This is a genomic window from Actinoplanes sichuanensis (assembly GCF_033097365.1).
GTDB classification, from domain to species: domain Bacteria; phylum Actinomycetota; class Actinomycetes; order Mycobacteriales; family Micromonosporaceae; genus Actinoplanes; species Actinoplanes sichuanensis.
This window is the reverse complement of the sequence record NZ_AP028461.1, coordinates 410090-428238: the sequence shown is the minus strand read 5'-3', so window position 1 is coordinate 428238 and position 18149 is coordinate 410090. Positions and strand designations below refer to the sequence as shown.

13 protein-coding genes are annotated in these 18149 nt (G+C 70.1%); 4 read left to right on the top strand and 9 right to left on the bottom strand.

The window, feature by feature from the left end; genetic code table 11:
- Nucleotides 1-75: 75 nt before the first annotated feature.
- Entirely contained in the window at nt 76-1332 is a 1257-nt protein-coding gene (locus Q0Z83_RS01755) for an ATP-grasp domain-containing protein (protein ID WP_317791993.1), read from the top strand.
- Nucleotides 1332-2522 carry an ATP-grasp domain-containing protein gene (locus Q0Z83_RS01750; RefSeq protein ID WP_317791992.1) on the top strand — a complete coding sequence of 397 codons (1191 nt, stop codon included), beginning with the start codon at nt 1332-1334 and terminating at the stop codon, nt 2520-2522. Before Q0Z83_RS01755 ends, Q0Z83_RS01750 begins: the two co-directional genes overlap by 1 nt.
- Here the strand turns inward: Q0Z83_RS01750 and Q0Z83_RS01745 are convergent.
- Both Q0Z83_RS01745 and paaI read right to left on the bottom strand, forming a co-directional pair.
- Nucleotides 2503-5019 carry an AfsR/SARP family transcriptional regulator gene (locus Q0Z83_RS01745; protein ID WP_317791991.1) on the bottom strand — a complete coding sequence of 839 codons (2517 nt, stop codon included), beginning with the start codon at nt 5017-5019 and terminating at the stop codon, nt 2503-2505. The genes Q0Z83_RS01750 and Q0Z83_RS01745 overlap by 20 nt on opposite strands.
- A gap of 8 nt (nt 5020-5027) precedes the next feature.
- The gene (gene paaI, locus Q0Z83_RS01740; protein WP_317791990.1) at nt 5028-5498 is read right to left on the bottom strand and encodes a hydroxyphenylacetyl-CoA thioesterase PaaI; all 471 of its coding nucleotides are present in this window, start codon (nt 5496-5498) and stop codon (nt 5028-5030) included.
- Between the two features lie 303 nt (nt 5499-5801).
- Between paaI and Q0Z83_RS01735 the strand changes: the two genes are divergently transcribed.
- A complete protein-coding gene (locus tag Q0Z83_RS01735; protein WP_317791989.1) occupies nt 5802-6359 on the top strand; it encodes a hypothetical protein in 558 nt (185 codons plus the stop codon).
- A 131-nt stretch (nt 6360-6490) separates the two neighbouring features.
- Here Q0Z83_RS01735 and Q0Z83_RS01730 read toward each other — a convergent pair whose 3' ends face one another.
- From Q0Z83_RS01730 to Q0Z83_RS01705, 6 genes are all read right to left on the bottom strand, one after another.
- Nucleotides 6491-7594, bottom strand: coding sequence for a glycoside hydrolase family 53 protein (locus tag Q0Z83_RS01730; RefSeq protein ID WP_317791988.1), 1104 nt, complete (start codon nt 7592-7594; stop codon nt 6491-6493).
- 24 nt (nt 7595-7618) lie between these two features.
- Nucleotides 7619-8716, bottom strand: a complete 1098-nt coding sequence (locus Q0Z83_RS01725) for a glycoside hydrolase family 53 protein (protein ID WP_317791987.1) — start codon at nt 8714-8716, stop codon at nt 7619-7621.
- Nucleotides 8717-8794: 78 nt separating this feature from the next.
- Nucleotides 8795-9811 carry a LacI family DNA-binding transcriptional regulator gene (locus tag Q0Z83_RS01720; RefSeq protein ID WP_317791986.1) on the bottom strand — a complete coding sequence of 339 codons (1017 nt, stop codon included), beginning with the start codon at nt 9809-9811 and terminating at the stop codon, nt 8795-8797.
- 14 nt (nt 9812-9825) lie between these two features.
- Nucleotides 9826-10665, bottom strand: a complete 840-nt coding sequence (locus Q0Z83_RS01715; RefSeq protein ID WP_317791985.1) for a carbohydrate ABC transporter permease — start codon at nt 10663-10665, stop codon at nt 9826-9828.
- A gap of 1 nt (nt 10666) precedes the next feature.
- A complete protein-coding gene (locus Q0Z83_RS01710; RefSeq protein WP_317791984.1) occupies nt 10667-11638 on the bottom strand; it encodes a carbohydrate ABC transporter permease in 972 nt (323 codons plus the stop codon).
- A 58-nt stretch (nt 11639-11696) separates the two neighbouring features.
- On the bottom strand, nt 11697-13013 hold the full coding sequence (locus Q0Z83_RS01705) for an ABC transporter substrate-binding protein (protein WP_317791983.1): 1317 nt from the start codon (nt 13011-13013) through the stop codon (nt 11697-11699).
- Between the two features lie 208 nt (nt 13014-13221).
- Between Q0Z83_RS01705 and Q0Z83_RS01700 the strand changes: the two genes are divergently transcribed.
- Nucleotides 13222-15483 carry a beta-galactosidase gene (locus Q0Z83_RS01700; protein WP_317791982.1) on the top strand — a complete coding sequence of 754 codons (2262 nt, stop codon included), beginning with the start codon at nt 13222-13224 and terminating at the stop codon, nt 15481-15483.
- A 206-nt stretch (nt 15484-15689) separates the two neighbouring features.
- On the opposite strand, the gene Q0Z83_RS01695 is transcribed toward Q0Z83_RS01700, so the two are convergent.
- The gene (locus Q0Z83_RS01695) at nt 15690-17921 is read right to left on the bottom strand and encodes an MMPL family transporter (RefSeq protein ID WP_317791981.1); all 2232 of its coding nucleotides are present in this window, start codon (nt 17919-17921) and stop codon (nt 15690-15692) included.
- Nucleotides 17922-18149: the final 228 nt, after the last annotated feature.

Sequence of the window (18149 nt, the reverse complement as noted above, 5' to 3'; positions counted from 1 at the left end):
ACCACGGATCCACTACACGTCCGGCGTGCAGCGGATCTGCAGCGGATCCGTGGCGGCCATCGCGACGGTTCGGTGATGAGCGATTCCCGCACCGTCGTGATGGTCGACGCGTACGCCCCGACCCGGCGTCTCGCCCCCGTCTTCCACAAGGCCGGATACCGGGTGGTCCGGGTGCAGAGCACCCCCGAGGCGCCGCTTGTCTACCAGGGTGCGTTCGACCTGTCCCCGTACGCCGGAAACATCGTGCACACCGGTGACCTGGACGCCACCCTGGCCGCCGTCCAGGACTGGGATCCGGTCGCCGTGGTGGCCGGCGGTGAGGTGGGTGTCGAGTTCGCCGACCTGCTGGGCGAACTGCTCGGGCTGCCGAACAACGGCACCGCGCTGAGCGTGGCCCGCCGGGACAAATATGTGCAGATCGAGACGCTGCGGGCGGCCGGGTTGCGGGCCACCCGGCAGCTGCTCGTCGAGGACGCCGGTCAGCTGGAAGGCTGGCACGCCGGATTCGGCGGCCGGATCGTGGTGAAACCGATCCGCAGCGCCGCCGGTGACGGTGTGCACTTCTGCGCGACCCCGGAGGAGTCGGTCGCCGCCTACCGCAAGATCCTGGGCAGCGAGAACATCTTCTCGCACCGCAACGACGCGGTGGTCGCCCAGGAGTACCTGACCGGCGGCGAATACGTCGTCGACACGGTCAGCTGCGACGGCCGGCACCAGGTCACCGACATCTGGAAGTACGAGAAGCTCACCGCCAACGGCATCACCGATCTGACCTGCGGGGTACGGCTACTGCCCCGGCACGGCGCGGTGCAGGAGGCGCTGGTGCCCTACGCGTGTGCCGTCCTCGACGCGCTCGGCATCCGCTTCGGTGCCGCCCACCTGGAGATCAAACTGACCCCGGACGGGCCGTGCCTGGTCGAGGTCGGCGCCCGGATGGCCGGTCTGGACCTGCCCGGCTTCTGCCAGCCGGCGCTCGGTGAGGGGCAGCTGGAGTGGATCGTCGACGCGTATGTGCGTCCGCGCCGGTTCGCGGCCCGCGCCGGGGTCGACTACGAGGTACGCAAGCATGTGGTGAGCGCGTGGGCCGTCTCCACGAGGGAGGCGCGGCTCAAGGCGTACCCGATGATGGGTTTGATCGAAGGTCTGGAAAGCCTCTACGACGTCCGGCCGGTGGTGTCACCCGGCGGGCGGCTGCGGCGGACCGTCGACGATCTGAGCACGCCGCTGATCGTCAATCTGATGCATCCGGTCGAGGAGATCGTGGACCGGGACTTCGGCACGTTCCGCTACCTGGACGGGCCGTCGTTCTACGAGCTGGACGAGGACTCCTGATGCACGTCGTCGTCATCCATCGGTGGCGGGCCCGATATGCGGAGTACCACCGGTACCTCGACCATCACGCGCACACCGTCACCTATGTGTCGACCGGGGTCGGGGCGTCGGCGGTGCCTGCCGAGGCGGCCGCGGTGCTGCTCGTGGACGCCACCGACGATCTGCCGCAGGTGGCCGAGCGGGTCAAGGAACTGGCACACGAATTCGGGCCGCCGGACGCGATCGTCGCGCTCAAGGAGGACGATCTGCTCGTCGCCGCCCAGCTGCGGCAGGCGTGGGGCTGCGCCGGATGGACCCCGGAGCAGGTCCGGCCGTACCGGGACAAGGTCGAGATGTGCGGGCGGGTCGCCGCGGCCGGACTGGCCGTGCCGGCCTGGACCACGGTCCGGGAGACGTCGTCGGTCCGGGCCTTCGGTGACCGGTACGGCTGGCCGGTGATCGTCAAACCGCGCAGTGGGAGCTCCAGCGCCGGGGTGCTCCGGTTGAGCGGCCCGGGTGAGCTGCGCGGGCTCGACCCGGCCGGGATGATGGCCCAGTCGTTCGATCCGCGACCGATCCACCACGTCGACGGCTGGTTCGACGGGGTGGCGCTCGGACCGTACCGGGTGTCCCGATACCTGAACACGTGTCTCGGCTTCCGGGACGGCGACCTGCTCGGTTCGGTCGAGGAGGACGACCCGGCGCTGATCGAGGCCGTCGGGACGTTCACCGCACGCTGCCTGGCCGCACTGTCGGACCGGCCGACCGCCTTCCATCTGGAGGTCTTCCTCGACCGGGCCACCGGGGAGTGCGCGTTCCTGGAAGCGGGCGCCCGAGTCGGTGGCGCCGAGATCCCGTTCCTGTGGCGGGAGGTACACGGATACGACCTGATGGAGGCGGCCTTCCAGATCGCCCTCGGGCGGGCACCACGCCCGTGGGTCCCGCCGTTCACCGAGGTGGCCGGATGGCTGCTCGCTCCGGCGCCGGCCCGCCGACCCTGCCGGATCACCTCGGTGCGGTCGATGACCGGCCGGACCCCGGGGCCGTACGCCGAGGCGCTGCTCCGGCCGGGTGAGATCCTGCCGGCCGCCGACGCCTACTACGAGCATGTCGGCGGCCGATTCCGATTCCGCGGGCGGACGTCGGCCGCGGTCGAGGCCGCGATCACCGCCACCGCCGCCGCCTTCCAGGTCAGCGCGGAACCGGTCTGAGGCCGGAGCCGAACAGGTTCCTGGCCAGCCGCCGGTCGGTGGTGCTCACCCGGGGCGCGTCCAGGGCGTCACTCAGATACGCCACGAACCTGGCGCCCACGTGCGCGTCCAGAATCTGCCGGACCCGGCTGAACCTGGTTCCGGTGGCCGCCTCGCACAGGATCAACGCCTGCGCGAACCGCTCCTGGCCACGATCGGCCGAACCTGCCCGGACCAGCAGGTCGGCGTGGGCGTACAGGGCGATCGTCGACGCCAGCGGCTCGCGGCCCGGATCCAGCAGGTCCAGCGTCCGCTCCAACAGCGAACCCGCCTCGGCCGGACGCCCCTGCCGGGCCAGCAACGCACCCAGCCCGAACGTGGCGATCCGGACGTGATCCTCCTGATCGGCGCCGAGCAGCTGGATGGCCCGACGCAGGTGGGCTGCGGCGTCGTCGGCGCGGGCCGGGTCGGTCAGCAGCACCGAGCCGAGCTGGGTGTGCGCGGCCCCGATGATCCGTCGGTCGCCCAGCCGGTGTGCGGCGGCCAGCGCCGACTCGCACGCCTCGACCCCGACCGCCGGGGTCACCGCGAACGCCCGGCTGACGAAATCCCAGGTCAGCTGCGGGTCTCGGCGCTGGGCCACCCAGCGGGCCAGGATCGGCAGGTCGGCCCGCTCGGGGGCGAAGTCCGGGTCGGCCAGCCGGTCCATGGTGGCCAGATACCAGCGGATCGCCCGTTCGACGGCCACGTCGCGGTCGCTCATGCCGATGCCTCGGCGGCGGGCATAGCGGCGGACCATGTCGTACCAGCCGTAGCGGTCCGGGCCGGCCTCGACCATCAGGCTCGCCGAGATCAACTCGTCCAGCAGCCGTCTCGTCCGGGACAGGGTCAGGCCGGCCACCGCGGCGGCCAGGTCCAGGCGTACCGAACTCGCCGGCAGCGCGCCCAGCTGATCGAACAGCCGACCCGCCGGCGGGTCCACCACTATCCGGGCCTGCGCCAGCGCCGAACGCACGGTTCTCGGATCGTCGGCGACGTTCAGGATGTCAGCGCGTTCGCGTAGCTCGTCGGCGAACGAGGCCAGCGGCTGGGCGGACCGGGCGGCCAGGGTCGCGCCCGCCTGCCGCAACGTCAGGGGCCAGCCGCCACACAGGTCGACCACCTCGGCCCCGCCCGGACCGGCCAGACGGTCCGGGCCGACGATGCCGCCCAGCAGGTCACGAGCGGCGGCCGTGGACAGGGGGCGCAGCGCCAGGGTTCGTACCTCGTGGTGGGCGGCCAGCGCGGTCAGCCGGTTGCGGCTGGTCACCACCAGCAGGCTGCCGGAGGTCGGCGGGACCAGGGGCAGCAGTTGGGCCACCGTGCCCGCGTCGTCGGCGACCAGCAGAACGCGCTGGTGGTAGAGCCGGGTCCGGAACAGGGCGGCCCGTTCCTCGACACCCGCCGGTTGCCGGTCGGCGGGCATTCCGAGAGCGGCCAGGGCCGCGCCGACAGCCGCGTCCGGAGGGAGCCCGGCGTCCTTCGCGCCGTGCAGGTCGACGAAGATCTGGCCGTCGGGGAATCGGCCGGCGACATGGTGCGCCCACCGCACCGCCAGGGCCGTCTTGCCCAGGCCGCCGGCACCGGAGATCAGCACGACCCGCGGGTCGGCACCGGGCTCCGGAAGTGCCGCGGTCAACGTCGCCAGGTCGGCCTCCCGACCGGCGAAATGTCCGACCCCGGGCGGCATCTGCGCCGGCCGCTGCCCGGTCCCCGGCGGCTTCGGCGTCGACCGCTGCTCGGCCGTCGGCTGCCGACCCGGCGCGGCGTCCTCGTCCCGCAGGATGGAGGCGTGCAGTTCGCGTACGTCGGCGCACGGATCGCTGCCCAGCTCGTCGGCGAGCCGTTCGCGCAGCGCCTGGTAGGCGAGCAGGGCCTCGGCCCGCCGGTTGGACCGGTACAACGCGACCATCAACTGCCCGGTCAGCCGCTCCCGCAGCGGATGCTCGGCCACCGCCGTGACCAGCTCCCGGACCAGTTCGGCGTGGCCGCCGAGCGCCAACTCCGCCTCGAAACAGTCCTCCAGCAGGGCGATCCGCAGTTCGGTCAGCCGTACCCGATCAGCATCGACGCCGGGCACGGCGACCCCGCCGAGCGGCTCACCCTGCCAGAGCGCCAAGGCCTGCCGAAGCTTTTCGGCGGCCTCGGCGGGCTCCGCCCGCGCGGCCTGCCGGGCCAGATCCTCACAGCGTTTCAGATCACAGGCGACCGGCGGCACCGCGAGGTAATAGCCCGGGTCACGGGTCACCAGCGCGTCACCGATCTTCCGCCGCAACGACGAGATCATTCCCTGTACGCGGGCCCGCGGCGCCGCCGGAGGCCGGAGCGCCCACAGGCTCTCGATGATCCGCTCGGTCGACAGGACGGTGCCCTCGGCGAGCGCGAGCAGCGTCAGCACGCTGCGTTCCAGTGGGGCGAGCGGGATGCGGTTCCCGTTCGTCCAGACCTCGACCGGCCCGAGCAGCGCTATCTCCACCACGAGGCCGGTCAGTGTTCCGACCCGTTCACTGGGCGGCCGCTCGACATCACGCTCTGGCCGCTTCCCGGCGTCGTACTCTGGTTGCTGCTCAGCATCACGCTCTGGCCGCGGAATTCGGCGATCACCTCGCCGGCTGCCCGTCGCACGGTCACGTCGTACACCCCGGTCCGCCCGACGCGCCCCCGCTCGACCGCCTCGGCGACCAACTCGTCGTCGACGGCCGCGGCCCGCAGAAAGGTGACCTGCGCGTGCTGGGCGACGGCGGTCGGCCCGTGGCTGTTGCTGGCATAGGCGAACGCCGCGTCGGCCAGCAGGAACAGGTACCCGCCGTGAACGGTCCCGTGCCCGTTGGCCATGGTGCCGGCGACCCGCATCCGCATCCGGGCCCGCCCGGGTCCGAGGTCGTCCAACTGAATGCCGAGAGTCCGGCAGGTGATGTCGCGTTCGTACATGGCGGTGGCCGGCTGGATCGTGTCCATCGTGTGAATGCTCCCGGTCGTGACGGTGAGATCGAGAGCGAATCTAACGGTGCCGGTACACCCCCACCGCGACGACTCGACAAGCATCAATGTCCTTTTTGAAGGCTTTTTCCTGCGCCTTTTAAATACATCAGCTGATGTATGACTCATTCGTCATGTTCACCGAGCCGCGACTGTTCGCACCTAACAGCAGCAAGAGATCGGTTCTGCCCGGCGCGCGGCGGTTTCGTCCCTTACCCGGCCACGGCGACAGCCGAGGGCGGAGCGGGCGGTGAACTGGACCGGGATGCTTAGGCTCTCGGCATGACCGGGTGGGCTGAGGGCATGTCGGGGTGGCGTCCGGAATTCGGGGTGGCCGAGGAGCTGCTTCCGACTCGGTGGGAGGTTCTGGCAGGGCTGGTCGGGCGGTCTGTCGTCGGCTGGACGATCTGGGATCAAACACAGGAGCGGTGGTACGGGGTCGGACCGCTGGTGCTCGTCGCCGACGGCCCCGCGGGTCGGGTTCAGGTGGAGATCGGCTGGCAGAGGTGGGACGACCTGTCGATCACCGTGGGGACCGTCGACCTGACGATTCCGCCGGAGGTGGGCGGGCGGGCCGCTCAGTGGCGGGCCGCTGAACCGGCCGCGGTGGCGGCGATCGAGGGACGGGCCGTCACCGGGTTCGCCGCGGTGGAGGTGCCGTACTTCGACGGGGAGACGGATCTCCGTGCGGGGCTGCCGATGGATCAGGTGGCCGGCTGGGTGCTCAACGGGCTGTGGATCGAGTTCGGGACGGGTGGGCTGTACGTCCACAACGGCATCGACGAGAACGGATATTCGTCAGTGGTGGAGACGCCGAGCCGGGTACGCCGCCTCGGGTGAGGCGGGCAACCGGCCCGGCGGTCGCGGTGCGGCCGTGACGGGCCGCCTACGTCGCGGTGTGGCCCGGGTTCCTCCTCCTGGCCGTACGAAATGATGATGGAGGGACCCGGACCGGGCCGTCGATCAGAAGGTCATGCGGTCCATTTGATGTACGGGTTGACCTTGCCGCCCCAATCGAACGTCGCCATGTTGTCCCAGCCGTCTCCGGTGCCGTTGATGTTCGCCGGATCCCAGCCGTTTCCCTTGATGGCGTACCAGGTGGGTTCCCAGTAGAAGACGCCGATCGCGCCCGCGTTCCGGGCGGTGTTCTGGACCCAGGTGAACTGCTGGGCCTGGCCCGCCGAAGTGGCCGGGATGTTGTCGCAGAGAACGGTTCCCGGAATGGAGTTCTTCTCGCTGTCGGCGTCTCCGGTGGTGAATTGGTACGCCGTTTCGACGATCACCACGGGCTTGCCGTAACGGGTCCGGGCGTCGACGATCACGTTGTACAGGTTGGCGAGCGTGCCGTGCCACATGCAGTAGTACGACAGGCCGGTGATGTCCCAGGTCACGCCGGCCGCCTTGATGCCGTCGTAGAACCACCGCATGTTGGTCATGCTGTCCGCGTCCGCCACGTGGATGATCACCTGGGTGCCGCTGTTGCAGGCCTTCGTCGCGTTGTAGCCCTGCTTCAGCAGCGACGCCAGCGGGGTGAAGTTGCTGTTCACGACCTGACCCTTGGGCCACAGCATGCCGACGTTGATCTCGTTGCCGATCTGCACGCTGTCCGGGGTGAGCCCGGCCGCCTTGAGGCTGGTGCAGACGTCGTAGGTGTAGTTGTAGACGGCCGTCTGCAACTGGGTGAGCGAGTAGGACGCCCAGGCGGCCGGGGGATACTGCTTACCCGGGTCGGCCCACGTGTCGGAGTAGTGGAAGTCGACCATCAGCTTCAGGCCCTTGGCCTTGATCGCCGCGGCCTGCTGGAGCACCTTGGCCTTGTTGTTGTAACCGCTGGCCGGGTTGTTCCAGACACGCAGCCGGGCGTAGTTGACGCCGGCCGTCTTCAGGATGTCGTAGGGGTTGGCCTGGACACCCGAGGCGTTGTAGTACTTGCCGCCGAGGTCGAGCGTGCGCTGCAGCGACGACACGTCGGCGCCCAGCATGGTGAGGGAGGCGGCTTGTGCGGGGGCGGGTGACACCACCAACGCGACCGCGAGGACCGCGGCCGAGAAGGCGGCTCGGAGGGACGGTTTCATGGTGCTGCTCCTTTAAACGGGGATTTACCGGAGCCAGCGGACGTACGGGTTGATGCGCCCGCTGTCGTCGAAGGTCGCCATGTTCTCCCAGGCGTTGCCGGAGTTCTCGATGTCCTCGGTGTCCCAGCCGTTGCCGTCGATCGCGGTCCAGGTGGGTTCCCAGTAGAAGACGCCGATGGCACCGGCGTCCCGTGCGGTGGTCTGCACGGCGGCGAACTCCTGCGCCTGGCCCTGCTGCGTGGCGGGGATACCGTCGCAGGGGGCCGGGGAGAGCATGATGTTCTCCAGGTGGTCGTAGTTCTCGGTGGTGTACGGGTAGGCGGTCTCGGCGATCACCACGGGCTTGCCGTACCGGGACTTGACGTCACCGATGACGGTGGCCAGGTTGGTCAGCGTGCCGTGCCACATGCAGTAGTAGGAGAGCGCGGTGATGTCCCACTCGGCGCCGGCCGCGGTGATGCCGTCGTAGAACCAGTGGGCGGCGTCGATGTTCCCGGCGAGCGCCGTGTGCACCATGACCTGCGTCTTCTTGCTGCACGCCTTGGTCGCGTCGTAGCCGGCGTTGAGCAGGCCCGCCAGCGGCGTGAAGTTGCTGTTGCTGACGTAGCCGGTGGGCCACAGCATGCCGACGTTGATCTCGTTGCCGATCTGCACGCTGTCCGGGGTGGTGCCCTGCCGCTTCAGGCTGGTGCAGATGTCGTACGTGTAGTCGTAGACGTCCTGCTGCAGCTGGGCGAGGTCGTGGCCCTCCCACGCCGCGGGGGTGAACTGCTTGCCCGGGTCGGCCCAGGTGTCCGAGTAGTGGAAGTCGATCAGCAGCTTGTGCCCGGCGGCCTTGGCGGCACGGGCCTGCTTGAGCACCTTCTCCTTGTTGGAGTAGCCACTGGTCGGGTCGTTCCAGATGCGCAGCCGGACGTAGTTGACGCCGGCCTGCTGGAGAATCTCGTACGGATTACCGCGGCGACCGCGGGCGTCGTAGAACTTCTGCCCGAGTTCGATCGACCGTTGCAGCGTCGACACGTCGGCGCCGCGCATGGTGAGGCCTTGGGGATGGGCCTGCGCGGGGGTGGGGGAAAGCGTCACCGCGAGGAGAGCGGCGACGACGAGGGGGAGCTTCCTCATGACACTCCTCATGATCTTCCGTGACAAAAGGGGTGTTTCATTGGAGCGGACCGGCCTTCGGCCCGGTCAGGACCGGCTTCAGGCAGGCGACGAGGCCCGGACCACCAGGCTGGTGGGCACGGTGATGGAGAGCGGGGTACGCCCGGCGATCACATCAGTGAGCAGCCGGACCATCTCTTCGCTGATCCGTTCCAGCGGATGACGGACCGTGGTGAGCGGCGGTTCGGTGGTGGCCGCCAGCCCCGAGTCGTCGAAACCGACCACCCGCACGTCGCCGGGCACCTCGCGCCCGGCCTCGCGCAGCACCGGCAGCGCGGCCGCGGCCATCGCGTCCGACGCGGCGAACACGCCGTCCACATCCGGCACCCGGTCGAGCAGGCTACGCATCCCGGCCGCACCGCTCTGCCGGCTCCAGTCGCCGTGCACGACGTAGGCCGGGTCGACGGCGATCCCGGCCGCCATCAGCGCGTCGGTGTAGCCCCGCAGCCGGAACACCCCGCCGAAGGTGTCCTGCGGCCCGGTGATCGTGGCGATCCGCCGGCAGCCCTGGGCGAGCAGGTGCTCGACCGCGGACCGGCCGCCACCCCAGTCGTCGGCCGACACCGAGCTGATCCGGTCCTCGAAACCGAGCACCTGGCCGCACGCCACGATCGGCACCTCGGCCTCGACCAGCTGGCGGAGCAGCGGGTCACCCGAGTGCGGCGACACCAGCAGCACCCCGTCGACGTGGCCGCCGGACAGGTACGCGATGGCCCGGCTCCGCTCCTGCTGGGTCGACGCGATCATCAGGATCAGCGTCAGCTCCCGGTCGGAGAGGGCCTGGGCCACCCCGCGCAGCAGCACCGAGAAGTTGGGGTCCTCGAAGAGCAGGTGCTGTGGCTCGGTGAGCAGGAACGCGATCGACCCGGACCTGCCGGTGGCCAGCGACCGGGCGTGCGGGTTGGCCGTGTACCCGGTACGGGAGATGGCGTCGCGGACGGCCCGGACCGCCTCCGGGCTGACCCAGTCGCGTCCGTTGAGCACGCGGGAGACCGTCGCGTAGGACACGCCGGCCTCTCGAGCGACATCACGGATGGTGGGCCGTTTGCGCGACACGTTCGGGATCATAGTCACGCCTTCACACCACCGGCGGCCAGGTCGACCTGCCAGTAGCGCTGCAACGTCAGGAACAGGGCGATCAGCGGGATGATCGACACCAGTGCGCCGGTCACCACCGACGTGTACATGGACGGCTGGTTGGCACCCTGGTTGAGCAGCCCGTTCAGGCCGACCGTGAGCGGGTAGAGCTTGTCGTCGCCCAACATGATGTACGGCAGCATGAAGTTGTTCCAGATCGCCACGAACTGGAAGAGGAACACCGTCACCAGGCCGGTCCGCATCATCGGCAGCACCACCGTGCCGAACGTGCGCCACTCCCCGGAGCCGTCGATCCGGGACGCCTCCAGGATCTCGGTCGGCACCGCCGCGGCCGCGAAGATCCGGGCCAGGTAGATGCCGTACGGGCTGATGAAGCTGGGCAGCAGCACCGCCCAGTAGGTGTTGGTCATCCCGAGCTTGGCCAGCAGCAGGTACTGCGGGATGGCCAGGATGACGCCCGGCACCAGAACCCCGGCCAGGATGATGTTGAAGACCGTGGCCTTGCCCCGGAACTCGAACTTGGCCAGCGCGTACCCGGCCATCGCCGAGATCAGCGTGGAGACGGCCGCCCCGACGCCGGCGTAGATGACCGTGTTGCCCATCCAGCGCCAGTACAGGCCGTCCCGGTAACCGGCCAGGTCCACCAGGTTGTCGAACAGGTGGGTGCTCGGCGCCAGCGTGAACGTGGAGAACAACTCACTGGCGCTCTTCGACGACGCGATCAGCACCCAAAGGACCGGCAGCAGACAGTACGCGGCGCCGAGCAGCAGCAACGTGGTGGCGACCGGGCTGCGCTTCAACGTGGTGGTCACTTCAGTCCTCCTGGTTGAAGGCCCGGCGCCCGACGAGCTTGAGGAAGCCGAAGGACAGGATGAACGTGGCGAGCGCGATGATCACCGAGGTGGCGGCGGCCGCGTACAGGTCGTTGCGGGCGAACGCGTCCCGGTAGACCTTCATCAGCGGCGTCCACGTGGTCGAGATGGTGTTGGCAAGCGGCCGCAGCGTCATCGGCTCGGCGAACACCTGCAGCGTCGCGATCAGCGAGAACACGAAGGTCATCACCAGCGACGGCATCACGATCGGGATCTTGATGCGCCAGGCGATGGCGAGCTCCGACGCGCCGTCGATCCGGGCCGACTCGTACAGGCTGGTCGGGACCGCCCGCAGCGCCGTGTAGATGACGATCATGTTGAAGCCGGTGCCGCCCCAGACCGCGATGTTCGCGACCGCCCACATGGTCAGGTCGCTGGAGAGCAGGTTCGGCGCGGTGAAGCCGAGCGCCTCGATGGCGTCGTTGATCGGGCTGACCCGGGGCAGGTACAGGAAGCCCCAGAGCAGCGACGCGACCACGGCCGGCACCGCGTACGGCAGGAAGATCGAGATCCGGGCGAACTTGCCGATCGTCTCGCGGGTGCGGTTCGCGTCCAGCAGCAGCGCGAACAGCAGAGCCAGACCGAGCATGGTGGGTACGACGATCAGGCCGTACGCGCCGACCCGGTAGACGCTGGGCAGGAAGTCCGGGTCGGACAGCGACCGGGCGTAGTTGTCGAACCCGGCCCAGATCTCGGTACGGGACTTCGCGCCCAGGCCGAGGCCGCTGACCTTGACCTTGCGCAGGCTCAGATAGCCGGCGTAGACGATCGGCGCGGCCAGGAACGCGGTGAACAGGATCAGCGCGGGGGCGAGGAAGGCGTACGGCGTCCCGGCCTTCTTTCCGGTGCGCCGCCGGGGTGCCGCGGTCGGGGCGGCCGCGGTCTTTCTCGGGGCGGTGGTTGTCAGCGACATCGCCGAATTTCCTTTCGGAACGCTCCGGGCGGGCGATGGCGCCCGCCCGGAGTCGTACTCATCCGGTGACGGTGAACCCGGTGTTCTTCATGTCGTCGACGGTGGTCTTCTGCATGGTGACCAGCGACTCGGTGAAGGCGGCGGCCTTCTTCGCCTCGGCCGCCTTGCCGAAGGCGTCGTTGAACGCGCTGTAGGCGACGTTCACGTTCGGGCCGTAGGTGAACGGCTTCATCGCCTTCGAGGCCTCGGCGGCGATGGTGTAGAAGTCGGCCTGGTCGGCGAAGAAGGACGGCGGGCTGGTCAGCACACTCGTCGACTCGTTCGCGGCCGGGTAGACGAAGGCCTCGGTGGCCAGCAGCTTCAGGGCCTCGGAGTCACTGTTGAGCCACTGCACGAACTGGGCGGCCTGCTTCTTGTGCTTGGTCTGGGTGGTGACGCTGGTGGCCGAGCCGCCCCACGCACCGGTCGCCGGGGCCGCCGCGTCCCACTGCGGCATGAGGGCGGCCTTCCACTTGCCCTTGGTGTCCTTGGCCGAGCCGTCCAGGACGCCGGGCGCCCAGACCGCGCTGACCCAGCCGACCTGGGTGCCGTCGTTGAGGGCGGCGTTCCATTCCGGGGTGTACATCGGCTTGTTGTCGATGACGCCCTTCTCGACCAGTCCACCCCAGTACGCCGCGACCTTCTGCGTGGCGGCGTCGTTGATGTTGACGGTCCAGGCGTCCCCGTTCACGCCCCACCAGGAGGCGCCAGCCTGCTGGGCGAGACCGGTGAACAGGCCCGCGTCGTTGGCCGAGAACGTGCCCAGGTACTGCTTCGGGTCCGCCTTGTGGATCTTCTCCGCGGCGGCGGCGTAGTCGTCCCAGGTCTTCGGCGCGGCGAGGCCGTTCTTCTCGAAGACGTCGGAGCGGTAGAAGAACATCAGCGGCCCGGAGTCCTGCGGGACGCCGTAGACGGCCTCGGAGCCCAGGGTCACGCCGTTCCAGATGCCCGCCGGGAACTTGTCCTTGACCGAGCCGACCTCGGCCGAGATGTCGGCGATCGCGTCCGAGGAGACCAGGGTGGGGATCTTCTGGTACTCGGCCTGCATGATGTCCGGCGCGCCGGAGCCGGCCTTGATCGCGGTCAGCAGCTTGGTGACGGCCGGGTCGCCGCCGTCCTGCTTGTTGACGGTCACCTGGATGTTCGGGTTCTTGGCGTTCCAGGCGGCGGCGACCTTGTCCATGTTCGGCGCCCAGGTCCAGTAGGTCAGCGCGACCTTCTCGTTCGGGTCGCTCTGGCCCTCGGTGCCGGAGTCGGAGCTGCTGCTGCACGCGGTGGTGGTGAAAAGTGCCGCTGCGGCGAGAGTCGCCATCAGCGGGGCGAATTTAATCTTCATTGATCCTCCTTGATCGGCTTGGCCGGGAAGGGAAGCCGGTGACGGGGACCGGCCGGGAAGCGTGTGCTCCGGTCAGCCCCTGTGACCGGTTACAGTGCTGGTGTTACGGCCGTGTGTCAAGCCCTTGCGTCCCACCCGTTACGCCTGTGTATCGTGCGGGACTGCCGGCCTGTGACCGGTTACAGTCAACACCGCAAGGAGTGATCCCATGTTGTGGCCCGAGCCGCTCTCCGTTCGCCACCAAGCCTGGGCGACTCCGCTGCGCCGGCCGCGGATGAGCAACGACGAGGACGTGCGGCCCGGCCTCTCACTGACCAACCGCTACCTGACCCGCGACGGTGTTCCGGTCATCCCGGTCTCCGGCGAACTGCACTACAGCCGGGTTCCCCGCGAGCGCTGGGCGGAACGGCTGCGGCAGATGAAGGCCGGTGGCGTCACCGTGGTGGCGAGCTACATCTTCTGGCTGCATCACACGCCGCAGCGCGGTGCCGGCCGCTTCGACGGCAACCTCGACGTGGCCGCGTTCGTCGACCTGGCGGTCGAGATCGGTCTCGACGTGGTCCTCCGGATCGGCCCCTGGTGCCACGGCGAGTCCCGCAACGGCGGTTTCCCCGACTGGGTGCAGCAGGCCCCGGTGCGGCACCGCACCGACGACCCGGCCTACCTGGAGCTGGTCACCGAGTGGTTCGCCGAGATCGCCGCCGCGGTCGGCGACCGGTTCGGCAAGGTCCTCGGCATCCAACTCGAGAACGAGCTCTACGACCAGCCGCAGCACCTGGTCACCCTCAAGCGCCTGGCCCGCGAGGCGGGCATGGCCGCGCCGCTCTGGACGGCCACCGCGTGGGGCGGCGCCGACCTGCCCCCCGATGAGGTGCTGCCGCTGTACGGCGGCTACGGCGACGGTTTCTGGGTGGACGCCGACGCCCCCTGGGACCCGACCTTCCGCGACCACTACTTCTTCTCGCACGTCTGGGACGACGCGGGCATCGGCGCCGACGTCCGGCGCGCGCAGGCGATCGAGGCGGCCTCCGGCGGCCCGCGCACCCCGTCCGACGACTTCCCGGCAGCGACCTGCGAACTCGGCGGCGGCATGGCCACCGCCTACCACAGGCGTCCCCGCCCGGCCGCCCTCGACGTCGCCGCCATCGCCCACTGCAAGATCGGCAACGGGTCGGCGTGGCAGGGCTACTACATGTACGCCGGCGGCACCAATCCCGGCCCGGACCTGCACGAATCGCACGCCACCGGCTATCCCAACGACATCGCCCGGCTCGGCTACGACTTCCACGCCCCGATCGGCGAGGCCGGCACCCTGGCCCCCAGCCACGCCCAACTGCGCCGCCAGCACGCGTTCCTGTCCGCTTTCGGTCACCGCCTGGCGGAGATGCCGTCCAGCCTGCCGGACGTCCGCCCGGCCGACGTCGAGGACACCACGACGCTGCGATGGGCGCTGCGCAGCGACGGGGAGAGCGGATTCCTGTTCCTCTCCTGGCACCAGCCGCACTTCCCGCTGGACACCTACCGGGACGCCCGGTTCAAGATCTCCCTGGACACCGGCGAGATCGAGTTCCCGTCGAAGCCCATCGACATCCCGCCGGGCACCCTGGCCCGCTGGCCGCTCAACCTCACCGCGGGCGACACCACCATCACGTACGCCACCGCCTCGGCCCTGACCCTGCTGCCCGGTGACGTGCCCACGCTGGTCCTGATCGCCGAGGACGGCATCGACGTCGAAATCGCCGTGTCCGGAACTGTTCAGACCTTGACGCCGACCTTCACCCCGGTCCGCTTCGGCGGCCTCGACGTGCTCGTCCTCCCGGCCTCGGCGGCCGGTTCGGTCTGGGTCACCGAGGAGACCACCCGCCGCCTGCTGCTCAGCGACGACGAACTGCAGTGGGACGCAGGCGGAACGCTCACCGTCAAGGCTTCCAAAACCGCGGAGGTACGGCTATACGACCCCACAGTCGGAGCCTTCACCGTGGTGACAGTTCCCCAATCCACGGCACCGATGCTCCAGTCGGTGACCGTCGAGCAGTTGCGCCCGGCCGCCCCCACGGTCCCGGTCAGCTACGGCAAACACGACGGCCGTCCGTCCGCGCCCAGCCCCGAAACACTCGACGAGCTGGCCGCCGTCTACCGCCTGCACCTGCCCGACTTCGCCGCCGACCCGTCCCGCGACCCGCTGCTGCACATCACGTGGGCCGGCGACATCGGCGAGCTGCGCATCGACGGCCACCCGGTGACCGACCGCTACTGGGACGGCGCGGTGTGGACGGTCAATCTGACCGACGCCGGTTACGTCGCCGGCGCCCAGGTGACTCTGCACCTGCTGCCGCTGGCCGCCGGCTCCCCGGTGTCGGTCCCGGTGGAGGCCCGCACCCGCCTGACCGCCTCCGAGACCCAGCTGCTCACCCTGGACTCGGTGGAGGTGGTCGCCCGCACCACCTCCACCGCCGTGACCCCCGGATAGGGGGCGGGGAGCGCGGCTCCGCCAGGGCCGCGCTCCCCGGTCACGTGAGCACGTCGAGCATGCCCACGGCGCCCCGGGAGCTCCTCTCCCCAGGGCCGCGGCTTTCCGGTCCGGTGCTGCGGCAAGTCCGGGATCGGATCGTCGCCGGGCCCCACGGCGAACCGGCCGCCGCTCGGGGTGAGCGACGGCCGGCGAGTCGGGACAGGTCAGACTCCGGCCGGGACCTGGTCGGACGGGGTCAGGTTGTCGTCGGCGGCGGGTGGGCGGCGCTCCAGGGCGGCGCCCTCCACGTCCAGCTCAGGCAGCCGGCGCAGCCACGACGGCAGCCACCAGGCGGAGCGGCCGAGCAGGGCCAGCGCCGCCGGGACCGCGATCATCCGGACCACGAACGCGTCGAACGCGATACCCACGGCCAGGGCGAAGGCGATCGGCTTGATGGTGTCGTTGCCCTCCGGGACGAACGCCGCGAACACCGCGAACATGATGGTCGCGGCGGCGATCACCACCGGAGCGGCCTGGCGGAAACCGGTCACGATCGCGTCTTTCGGGTCGGCGCCGTGAGCGTGTGCCTCGTGCATCCGGGAGACCAGGAAGACCTGGTAGTCCATGGCCAGGCCGAACAGGATGCCGACGATGATGATCGGGGCGAGACTCAGGATCGGGCCGGTGGAGCCGGCGTTCACCGCGTCGGCGGCCCAACCCCACTGGAAGACGGCGACCGTGGCGCCGAACGCCGCACCGATCGTCAGCAGGAAGCCCAGCACGCCGACCACCGGGACCAGCAGCGAGCGGAACACCAGGACCAGCAGCACGAACGCCAGGCCGACGACCAGGCCCAGGTAGACCGGGAGGGCGTCGTTCAGCTTCTGCGAGACGTCGATGCTGACCGCGGTGCTGCCGGTGACGTAGACACGGGCGCCGTCGGCGTCGGCGACCTGGTCACGGATGGCGTGCACCAGGTCGACGGTCTTCTGATCCTCGGGACCGGACGCCGGGATCAGCGTGACCAGGGCGGCCGAGGCGTCGGCGTTCGGGGTGGCGGGCAGCGCGAGGGCCACGCCGGGCAGGGTGGCGACCTGCTTCTGGACGGTCGCGGCGTGGGTGGCCGCGTTCGGACCGTCGATCAGCACGATCAGCGGGCTGCTGATGCCGAGGCCGAACCGGCTGTCGATGATCGCCTGGGCGCGGGCCTGGGTGGTGCCCTCGGCGGCGCGCTGGGCGAGGGTGGTCTTCATCGAGAAGAACGGGATCGCGATGACGGCGAGGACCGCGACCGCGCCGATCAGGCTGAGCCAGCGCTGCTCGGTGACCAGCCGCGCCCAGCCACGGATGAAGCCACGCCCTTCCGGCAGCTCCTCCGTGGCGGGGGGAACAGGCTGCGGGGAATGGGTCCCGACGGTGACCGGAGCGATGACGCGCTGTCTACGGGGCAGGGCCCGCCGGCCGACGTAGCCGAGGATCGCCGGGACCAGGGTGATCGCGACCAAGACGGCGATCACGATGGTGGCCGCGGCGGCGATGCCCATCTCGGACAGGAACGGGATGCCGACCACGGACAGCCCGGCCAGGGCGATCACCACGGTCAGCCCGGCGGTCACCACGGCCGAGCCGGCGGTGCCGACACTCATCGCCGCGGCGGCCGGGACGGACAGGCCGCGACGCAGTTCGTGCCGGAAGCGGGTGACGATGAACAGCGCGTAGTCGATGCCGACGGCCAGGCCGAGCATGACCGCGAGGATCGGGGTGGTCGACTGCAGCTCGGTGAAACCGGTCAGGGTGACGATGCCGGCCGCGCCGATACCGACACCGGCGATCGCGGTCAGCAGGTTCATGCCGGCGGCGACCAGGGAGCCGTAGGTGAGGGCCAGGACGATCAGCGCGACCACCACGCCGAGGATCTCGGAGGCGCCGCCGATGTCGGCCGGGTTGCTCAACGCCTCGCCGCGGGCCTCGACGGTCAGACCGGTCGCGCGGGCGTCGGTGACGGCGGCGGTGATGGCCGCCCGCTGCTCGTCGGTGACCTCGGACGGCTGCACCGGGTACGTCACCGAGCTGTACGCGGCCACCTGGTCCCGGGAGACGGCCGGCGACTTCGGGTCGAGCGGGTTGCTCGCGGCCGCCACGCCCGGCAGTTTGCCGAGGCCTGCGACGATCTGGGCGACCTTCCCGGCGTTCTCCGGGTCGGTGATCCGCTGACCGGTCGGCGCCTCGAACACCACCTGGACGGTGGCGCCCGCGGACGCCTCGCCGAACTTCTCCTTCATCAGCGCCAGGGCCGTGGTCGACTCCTGGCCCGGGATGCTGAAGCTGTTCGCGGTGGCGCCGGAGAGGGTGCCCGCGCCGGCGCCGACCGCGACGAGAGCGACCAGCCAGGCGATCGTGACGAGTAAGCGGTGCCGTACTGACGCCAGCCCGAGCCGGTGCAGCAGCGTTGCCATGAGGAGTCCTTTTCTCACGCTAAAACCGAAATATCGGATATCAGAGGGGTACGGAGGGAGGCGCCCGACCGGAACGGACCGGTGTGAGCCGCGGGGGCGGCCGGGGCCGGGCGACGGGCGGAACGAAGGCCGGGGCCGGGCGGGGCGGACTGCGGGCGGCGGGCGGAGCGAGGGCTGGGGGGCGGGGCGGGCGACAGGCGGCAGGAGGAGCTAGGGCTGGGGCGGACG

What these genes read in the sequence shown, in the direction of transcription:
- Q0Z83_RS01755 (WP_317791993.1), top strand. Translation starts at nt 76, where the DNA reads ATGAGCGATTCCCGCACCGTCGTGATGGTCGACGCGTACGCCCCGACC.
- Q0Z83_RS01750 (WP_317791992.1), top strand. Translation starts at nt 1,332, where the DNA reads ATGCACGTCGTCGTCATCCATCGGTGGCGGGCCCGATATGCGGAGTAC.
- paaI (WP_317791990.1), bottom strand. Translation starts at nt 5,498, where the DNA reads ATGGACACGATCCAGCCGGCCACCGCCATGTACGAACGCGACATCACC.
- Q0Z83_RS01735 (WP_317791989.1), top strand. Translation starts at nt 5,802, where the DNA reads ATGACCGGGTGGGCTGAGGGCATGTCGGGGTGGCGTCCGGAATTCGGG.
- Q0Z83_RS01730 (WP_317791988.1), bottom strand. Translation starts at nt 7,594, where the DNA reads ATGAAACCGTCCCTCCGAGCCGCCTTCTCGGCCGCGGTCCTCGCGGTC.
- Q0Z83_RS01725 (WP_317791987.1), bottom strand. Translation starts at nt 8,716, where the DNA reads ATGAGGAAGCTCCCCCTCGTCGTCGCCGCTCTCCTCGCGGTGACGCTT.
- Q0Z83_RS01710 (WP_317791984.1), bottom strand. Translation starts at nt 11,638, where the DNA reads ATGTCGCTGACAACCACCGCCCCGAGAAAGACCGCGGCCGCCCCGACC.
- Q0Z83_RS01705 (WP_317791983.1), bottom strand. Translation starts at nt 13,013, where the DNA reads ATGAAGATTAAATTCGCCCCGCTGATGGCGACTCTCGCCGCAGCGGCA.
- Q0Z83_RS01700 (WP_317791982.1), top strand. Translation starts at nt 13,222, where the DNA reads ATGTTGTGGCCCGAGCCGCTCTCCGTTCGCCACCAAGCCTGGGCGACT.
- Q0Z83_RS01695 (WP_317791981.1), bottom strand. Translation starts at nt 17,921, where the DNA reads ATGGCAACGCTGCTGCACCGGCTCGGGCTGGCGTCAGTACGGCACCGC.